Here is a 7,223-nt window from a genome sequence, read left to right as displayed (position 1 = left end):
CAAGGCAAAGAAAGAGGCTTTAAAAACCCTTCCAGACCGCCCGTTTCCGGCGCCGCCTCAAGCGAGGTGCGCATTCTACAGATACCAAAATCACTGTCAAGCGGTTCTTCGAAAAAAGTTTCGATTTTTTGCCCAGACAGTCGAACAGGTATTGAACCTACCCCTACCGATTGCGGGAGTGGGGTTATAAAGTTGGGATTTTTACAAATCCTCTTCACGCACCTCACGAACGCCTTTTGCGTCCAGCGCGTAGACAGCCTCAGCGAGGTCGTTGCTGATGGGTTCGATATGCAGCACGCCACTGACCCAAAGCGGGGCGTAGATGTCGTCCAGCTCGATGCCTTTGGGATAGCGCACCAGCAACAGTTGATTGGGCGGCGGCGGCGGGACGTGGATACAAGCGCCCGGATAAGGCACCAGAAAAAATTCGATGCTACGACCTTTGTCATCAGTTTCCAGTGGCACTGGATAGCCGCCGATGCGGATGGTTTTGCCGTCCATCCAAGGTACGGTTTTGCTGGAATACATCACCTCGGGCAGGGTTTTGTCTTGCTGTTTAAGGCCTTCTTTGCTGGTGAAAGTGCCTGCCAATTCCGGACCGTTATGGATGATTTCCGGCATATGCATCAGTGCCTGGCGGTCTTCTTCTGGCATCAGTTCGAGCCAATCGGTTTCCGGCAATTCTTCTGCATGCACCCACGCAGCACTAAGCAGCAATAAAAAAACAAGCCATTTGCGCATCAATTCGCCCTTTACGCGGAAGGCTCCACGAGTGATAAAGCAGCGGCGAGGCGCGCTTCAAGCCTGTCTTTGTCGCTAGCACAAAGCGTGATATGACCGACTTTGCGCCCGGGTTTGAACGCTTTGCCGTAGTGGTGCAGATGAGCGCCCGCAATGCCTGCAACCTGAGCCGTAGAGGGCACGCTGCCGATGCAGTTAAGCATGGCGCTTTCGCCCGTTTTGGCGACAGAGCCGAGCGGCAGTCCAGCAATGGCGCGCAGATGGTTTTCAAACTGACTGCACTCGCTGCCTTCAATGCTCAAATGACCGGAGTTGTGCACGCGCGGGGCGATTTCATTGGCTTTCAGGCCGCCGTCTACTTCAAAGAACTCAAACGCCAGCACGCCGACATAATCCAGTTTGTCCAAAACACGGCGGGCGTAGTCTTCGGCCAGCGCTTGCAGCGGATGCGCACTACTCACTAGCGACTGTCGCAAAATGCCGCCTTCGTGTTGGTTATGTATCAGTGGATAGCTGCGCGTTTCTCCATCCCGACCACGCACGGCAATCAGCGAGACTTCGCCGTTAAAAGGAACGAATCCTTCCAAAATACAAGGCACTTGCCCGAGATCTGCAAAAGCGCAGACGACTTCTGCCGGATTGCGCAGCACTTTTTGCCCCTTGCCGTCGTAACCTAGCGTGCGCGTTTTCAGCACGGCGGGCAGACCGATACGCTGCACGGCGGCATCCAACTCTTGTTGCGACAGTGCATTGGCAAAGGTGGGCGTAGGAATGCCTAATTCTTGGAACAAGGATTTTTCCAGCAGGCGGTCACGAGCCACACGCAGTGCGGCGCCGCTGGGAAAAACCGGCACAAACTGCGCGAGAAAGTCCACCGTTTCAGCGGGGACGTTTTCAAACTCAAAAGTGACCAAATCCACTGATTCGCCCAATTGGCGCAGCGCCTTTTGGTCGTCATAGGCCGCGCAGATATGCTCGCCCAGCGCGGCGGCGCAGGCATCAATAGCCGGGTCAAGAAAGCTAAAGCGCATGTTCAGCGGAATGCCCGCCAACGCTAGCATGCGGCCAAGTTGGCCGCCGCCCACGATACCGATATTCATAAGGCACTCTCGCGCGGGTCGGGGTTGTTCAATACGGCTTGGGTCTGCTCCTCGCGCCAGCGCTTGAGCGCGGCGTGATATTCAGGGAACTGATGCCCCAGGATGCTGGCGGCAAGCAGCGCCGCGTTGACTGCACCGGCTTTACCAATCGCCATGGTTCCTACCGGCACGCCAGCGGGCATTTGTACGATGGAAAGCAGCGAATCGACCCCCGACAGCATGGACGACTGCACCGGCACGCCCAACACCGGCAAATGGGTTTTCGCCGCGCACATGCCGGGCAAATGCGCGGCACCGCCGGCTCCGGCGATAATCAGCTTAAGGCCGCGAGCTTCGGCGCTTTCGGCATAGTCAAACAGCAAATCCGGCGTGCGGTGCGCCGATACTACTTTGACCTCAAAGGCGATACCCAGCGCTTCAAGCGTACTCGCACTGTGCTGTAAGCAGCTCCAGTCGGAAGCCGACCCCATAATCAAGCCAACCTGTGCTTTCATTGCCCGCCTTGTCCCGTGCAGCTTGGCTGCTGTAAAAAACGATAAAGTATAACGCAGCGCATAAAACCGCTATAGTCACGCTTTGGAAAATCCGCAAAACCGGTTCAGATGTCAACCCGTTACTACTTCTTCGTTCCCTGCCAGCATGATTAAGTTTGAGCAGGTCTACAAAGATTATCCCGCCTCCGGCAACAGTCTGCGGGCGCTGCATCCGACTGACCTTGCCATTGCCGCCGGTGAAGTGTTTGGCTTGGTCGGGCATTCCGGTGCGGGTAAAAGCACGCTGCTGCGTTTGATTAACCGGCTGGAAGCGCCTTCCGGCGGGCGGATTTGGGTGGACGGCGAGGACATTACCGCGCTCGACTCAAGCGCTCTGCGCCGCTTTCGCCAGCAAGTGGGGATGATTTTTCAGCACTTTAATTTGCTGTCTTCTAAAACGGTCGCTGAAAATGTCGCCTTGCCGCTGCAACTTTCCGGCATGCAAAACCCTGCCGCCATTGCCCAACGTGTCGACGAGCTGCTTGCTCGCGTAGCCATTAGCGCGCAGGCCGATCAATATCCGGCGCAACTTTCCGGCGGGCAAAAGCAGCGTGTCGGCATTGCCCGCGCACTGGCGCTTAAACCCAAAATCCTGCTCTGTGATGAGGCGACCAGTGCTCTCGACCCGCAGACCACGGTGCAAGTGCTGCAATTGCTGCGCGAAATCAACCTCGAACTGGGCTTGACCATCGTGCTGATTACCCATGAGATGGACGTTATCCGCCGTGTGTGCGACCGCGTGGCGGTGATGGACGGCGGACGCGTGGTCGAACAGGGCGAAGTAGTACAAGTCTTTTTGCATCCACAGCATCCCACCACACAGCGTTTTGTCCGCGAGAATGAACATCTGGATGAAGACAGTCTGCAAAACGATTTTGCCCAAGTTGAGGGGCGTATTTTGCGGCTGACTTTTCAGGGCGACTCAACTTATGCGCCGGTGCTGTCACAGCTTGCGCAAGAGACCGGCGTTCAGTACAGCATTCTGGCGGGACGGATTGACCGCATCCAAAATCGCCCGTGCGGGCAGCTGACCGTTGCGCTGCGCGGTGACAATCTCGCTACAGCACTGGATTGGCTTAATCACGCCGATTTGCATCTGGAGGTACTGCGCTGATGGCAGCATGGCTTGAGCGGCTATTCCCGCATGTCTTTTGGCCGGAAATCGGCCAAGCGATTCTTGACACACTCGCCATGCTCGGCGGCTCCATGCTGTTTACCGTGTTATTGGGGCTGCCGCTGGGTGTACTACTGTTTTTGCTCAGCCCCGGGCAATTGCTCGAACATAAAACCTGCTACCGGCTGCTTGGCTTTCTGGTCAATCTGGTGCGCTCGCTACCTTTTGTTATCTTGCTGGTTTTGATGCTGCCACTCACAGCATGGCTGGTCGGCACTTCGCTGGGCGTGAGGGGCGCTATTGTGCCTTTGGTGGTCGGCGCAACGCCTTTTTTTGCGCGATTGATGGAAGCCGCACTGCGTGAGGTAGACCGCGGCATTATCGAGGCCATGCAAGCCATGGGTGCCAGCACCCGCCAGATTGTATGGAATGCCCTGCTGCCGGAAGCGCGTGGCGGTATGCTCGCGGCGCTGACCGTAACCGCCATTACGCTGGTTTCCTACACCGCCATGAGCGGCCTGGTGGGCGGCGGCGGCCTTGGCGATTTAGCCATACGCTACGGCTATCAGCGCTATCAACCGGATGTGATGGCGGTGACCGTGGTCTTTTTACTGATACTGGTGCAAATCCTGCAATCGACCGGCGACCGCCTGGTCGTTTATTTTTCGCGGAAATAATCCGTTTATAAGGAGTACTGCAATGAAAAAATACTTAGGGTTGTCCCTGCTTTTAGCATTCGCCGCGCCCGCCTCAGCCGGCGAACTTAGCGTTGCGGCAACGCCGGTGCCGCACGCGCAGATTTTGGAATTTGTGAAGCCGATGCTGGCCGAACAAGGGGTTAATCTCAATATTCGGGTATTTACTGATTATGTGCAGCCTAATTTGCAAGTCGCGCAAGATAATATCGATGCCAACTTTTTTCAGCATCAACCTTATTTGGATGAGTTTAATAAAAGTCGCGGCACGGATTTAATTTCGATCGCCAAGATACATATCGAACCCTTTGCTGCTTATTCGTTGAAAATCAAGAACCTCAACGACTTGCCACAAAATGCCAGCGTTGCCATTCCCAATGATGCGACCAACGGCGGACGCGCCCTGTTACTGCTCGATAAAGCAGGCGTTATCCGCTTAAAAGACAACAGCAATATCGCCGCTACGCCACGTGATATTGTTGATAACCCAAAAAACATTAAAGTCCGCGAGTTGGAAGCCGCAACTTTACCGCGGGTATTAAGCCAAGTCGATTTGGCGCTGATCAATACCAATTACGCGCTGGAAGCCGGGCTTAATCCGCTCACGGATGCGCTTGCTATCGAAGGCAGCGACTCGCCTTATGTCAATATTCTGGTGGTTAGCAATCAAGGCAAGGCCAAAGACAGTGACGACATGCAAGCACTGGTTAAAGCCTTAACCAGCATCGATACCAAGCTGTTTATTGAGCGTGAATACAAAGGCGCGGTCATTCCGGTATTTGATACTGATGCCGCCAATGCCGAAGCTGAAATAATCCTGAAGCCTGAATAACCTGCTTATCCTCTCCCCCGCGAGGCTGTCGCGGGGGACCATTAGTATCGATTGACAATAGTATTGTTGCTCGACACTATTTTGGCATGACGATTCAATCCTTCAAATGCCGAGACACCCAGGCGCTGTTCAATGGCAAGCGGGTGCGCCGCTTCGTCAACATTGAGGCGGCGGCCATGCGCAAACTGGCAATGCTTAATCGGGCGGCAAGGGTGGATGACCTGCGGGTTCCGCCTGGAAACCGGCTAGAAGCCTTGCAGGGCAGCCGAGCCGGGCAATACAGCATCCGTATCAATGATCAATGGCGGCTGTGCTTTGTCTGGCACAAGGGTCACGCCAGCGACGTTGAAATTGTTGATTACCACTGAAAGGAGCCGACTATGTCCCGTGAAGTCAAATGGCCCCACCCAGGCGAAATTCTGCTGCATGAGTTTCTGGAGCCGATGGGAATCACCCAGTACCGCCTTGCCAAGGAAATTGCTGTACCGCAACGTCGCATCGGTGAAATCGTGGCGGGTACTCGATCGGTTACGGTCGATACAGGACTGCGTCTGTCCAAGTTTTTTGGCATGTCCGATGGATTCTGGACGGGCTTGCAGCATGACTATGACACGGCCACGGCCAAGGAACGCATGGCGGGCGTGCTGGCGCATATCATGACGTACAAGCCGAAGGAGGCATATACCTGACCCAATTCCCGCAAGGGGAGAGAGGCGTAAAAGGCTTTAACGCTTTTTATCCCGCCGTTTTTTATCGGCTTTTTTGTGATGGCTCATCAGGCGGCGTTTTTTATTGACTTGGCGTTCGCTCAGGCGGTTTTTCTTGCCTTCAAAGGGATTTTCGCCGCCTTTGTATTCAATGCGAATGGGCGTGCCGGTTATTTTTAGTTCGCGCCGGTAGGTGTTTTCCAGATAACGCGAATAACTGCGTGGAACGGCCTCTACTTGGTTGCCGTGAATTAAAATCAGCGGCGGATTGGCGCCGCCTTGGTGCGCGTAGCGCAACTTTATACGCCTCCCATTAACTAAAGGCGGCTGATGTACGGCAACCGCATCTTCCAAAATGCGCGTTAATTGACTGGCTTTAAAGCGCGTGACGGCGCAGCGAAAAGCATCCTGTACCGAGCGGTAAAGCAGCCCTACCCCGCTGCCGTGCAGCGCGGAAACAAAGTGGATTTCGGCAAAATCGACAAACAGCAAGCGGCGCTGCAATTCGCTTTTCACCCGCTCGCGCTCATCTGCTGCCATGCCGTCCCATTTGTTCAGCGCAATGACCAAGGCGCGGCCGCTTTCCAACACAAAACCGAGCAGGTTAAGGTCGTGCTGCACCACACCTTCGTGCGCGTCCATGACAAAAATCACCACGTTGGCTTCTTCAATGGCTTGTAAGGTCTTAACCACCGAGAATTTTTCCACCGCTTCAAAGATTTTGCCGCGCCGTCTTACACCTGCCGTGTCAATCAGCTTGTATTTTTCTTCGCCGCGCTCAAACGGGATATAAATGCTATCGCGCGTGGTACCCGCCTGGTCGAAGACAATCACCCGCTCTTCACCCAGCATACGGTTGACCAAAGTCGATTTGCCGACATTCGGCCTGCCGATAATGGCGATTTTAATACCGTCTTTGGCCGACGGACCAGGCAACAGCGGTTTGCCCTCGCCTGCTTCCTCAACCGCTTCAACGGCGATTTCAGGTTCTGCGGCAAAACCGGCCAGTGCGATTTCCAGCAAGGCGGCAATACCGCGTCCGTGCGCGGCGGAAATCGGCAGCACCTCACCCAAGCTCAAGGCGCTAAATTCGGCGCGGGCGATATCCGGATTAACGCTGTCGATTTTGTTGGCGACCAGCAGACAGCGCTTGCCACGTTTGCGCAAGCCATCGGCGAGCATTTGATCCGCGGCGGTCAGGCCATCGCGCGAATCGAGCAGCAGCAGCACCAAGTCTGCCTCGTCGATGGCAAGCCAGGATTGCTCGGCCATTTTTGCATCGATACCGACTTCTTCGCCGGAGATGCCACCGGTATCAATCAGGATATAACGCCGCCCCTGCCATTTAGCTTCCGCATATTGGCGGTCGCGCGTTAGTCCTGCGTGTTCCGCCACCAATGCATTACGGGTTTTGCTTAAGCGGTTGAACAGGGTGGATTTGCCTACGTTGGGACGACCCACCAAGGCGATTACCGGCAGCATAAAAACTCCAAAAATAACG

Annotated in this window: 9 protein-coding genes; 5 read left to right on the top strand and 4 right to left on the bottom strand. The window is 55.1% G+C overall.

The window, feature by feature from the left end; genetic code table 11:
• Positions 1-201 precede the first annotated feature (201 nt).
• Genes AXE65_RS01495 through purE form a run of 3 tightly spaced genes read right to left on the bottom strand, consistent with a single transcriptional unit; the run spans position 202 to position 2,335 of the window.
• Positions 202-741, bottom strand: a complete 540-nt coding sequence (locus AXE65_RS01495) for a DUF3299 domain-containing protein (protein WP_068387019.1) — start codon at positions 739-741, stop codon at positions 202-204.
• Between the two features lie 11 nt (positions 742-752).
• Entirely contained in the window at positions 753-1,841 is a 1,089-nt protein-coding gene (locus AXE65_RS01490; protein ID WP_068387015.1) for a 5-(carboxyamino)imidazole ribonucleotide synthase, read from the bottom strand.
• Positions 1,838-2,335 (bottom strand): 5-(carboxyamino)imidazole ribonucleotide mutase, encoded by a 498-nt coding sequence (gene purE, locus AXE65_RS01485; protein ID WP_068387012.1) that lies wholly within the window; start codon positions 2,333-2,335, stop codon positions 1,838-1,840. The genes AXE65_RS01490 and purE overlap by 4 nt, the downstream gene beginning before the upstream one ends.
• Positions 2,336-2,480: 145 nt before the next feature.
• Here purE and AXE65_RS01480 point away from each other — a divergent pair, with 145 nt between their 5' ends.
• The 5 genes from AXE65_RS01480 (at position 2,481) to AXE65_RS13455 (ending at position 5,704) form a co-directional block, all read left to right on the top strand.
• The gene (locus tag AXE65_RS01480; RefSeq protein ID WP_068387011.1) at positions 2,481-3,488 is read left to right on the top strand and encodes a methionine ABC transporter ATP-binding protein; all 1,008 of its coding nucleotides are present in this window, start codon (positions 2,481-2,483) and stop codon (positions 3,486-3,488) included.
• Positions 3,488-4,165, top strand: a complete 678-nt coding sequence (locus AXE65_RS01475) for a methionine ABC transporter permease (protein WP_068387008.1) — start codon at positions 3,488-3,490, stop codon at positions 4,163-4,165. The genes AXE65_RS01480 and AXE65_RS01475 overlap by 1 nt, the downstream gene beginning before the upstream one ends.
• Before the next feature lie 22 nt (positions 4,166-4,187).
• On the top strand, positions 4,188-5,015 hold the full coding sequence (locus tag AXE65_RS01470) for a MetQ/NlpA family ABC transporter substrate-binding protein (protein ID WP_068387006.1): 828 nt from the start codon (positions 4,188-4,190) through the stop codon (positions 5,013-5,015).
• 86 nt (positions 5,016-5,101) lie between these two features.
• Complete coding sequence (locus tag AXE65_RS13460; protein ID WP_068387003.1) at positions 5,102-5,383, top strand: type II toxin-antitoxin system RelE/ParE family toxin; 282 nt, start codon at positions 5,102-5,104, stop codon at positions 5,381-5,383.
• Positions 5,384-5,395: 12 nt separating this feature from the next.
• Positions 5,396-5,704 (top strand): HigA family addiction module antitoxin, encoded by a 309-nt coding sequence (locus tag AXE65_RS13455; protein WP_068387000.1) that lies wholly within the window; start codon positions 5,396-5,398, stop codon positions 5,702-5,704.
• 36 nt (positions 5,705-5,740) lie between these two features.
• Here AXE65_RS13455 and der read toward each other — a convergent pair whose 3' ends face one another.
• On the bottom strand, positions 5,741-7,204 hold the full coding sequence (der, locus tag AXE65_RS01455) for a ribosome biogenesis GTPase Der (protein WP_068386997.1): 1,464 nt from the start codon (positions 7,202-7,204) through the stop codon (positions 5,741-5,743).
• Between the last annotated feature and the right edge of the window lie 19 nt (positions 7,205-7,223).

The organism is Ventosimonas gracilis, assembly GCF_001580025.1.
GTDB lineage: Bacteria > Pseudomonadota > Gammaproteobacteria > Pseudomonadales > Pseudomonadaceae > Ventosimonas > Ventosimonas gracilis.
Note: the sequence above shows the minus strand (reverse complement) of the source record. Positions and strands in the feature narration are given on the sequence as shown.

Excerpts from the sequence above, each read along its gene's own strand:
- AXE65_RS01495 (WP_068387019.1), bottom strand. The coding sequence starts at position 741 with ATGCGCAAATGGCTTGTTTTTTTATTGCTGCTTAGTGCTGCGTGGGTG.
- AXE65_RS01490 (WP_068387015.1), bottom strand. The coding sequence starts at position 1,841 with ATGAATATCGGTATCGTGGGCGGCGGCCAACTTGGCCGCATGCTAGCG.
- purE (WP_068387012.1), bottom strand. The coding sequence starts at position 2,335 with ATGAAAGCACAGGTTGGCTTGATTATGGGGTCGGCTTCCGACTGGAGC.
- AXE65_RS01480 (WP_068387011.1), top strand. The coding sequence starts at position 2,481 with ATGATTAAGTTTGAGCAGGTCTACAAAGATTATCCCGCCTCCGGCAAC.
- AXE65_RS01475 (WP_068387008.1), top strand. The coding sequence starts at position 3,488 with ATGGCAGCATGGCTTGAGCGGCTATTCCCGCATGTCTTTTGGCCGGAA.
- AXE65_RS01470 (WP_068387006.1), top strand. The coding sequence starts at position 4,188 with ATGAAAAAATACTTAGGGTTGTCCCTGCTTTTAGCATTCGCCGCGCCC.
- AXE65_RS13460 (WP_068387003.1), top strand. The coding sequence starts at position 5,102 with ATGACGATTCAATCCTTCAAATGCCGAGACACCCAGGCGCTGTTCAAT.
- AXE65_RS13455 (WP_068387000.1), top strand. The coding sequence starts at position 5,396 with ATGTCCCGTGAAGTCAAATGGCCCCACCCAGGCGAAATTCTGCTGCAT.
- der (WP_068386997.1), bottom strand. The coding sequence starts at position 7,204 with ATGCTGCCGGTAATCGCCTTGGTGGGTCGTCCCAACGTAGGCAAATCC.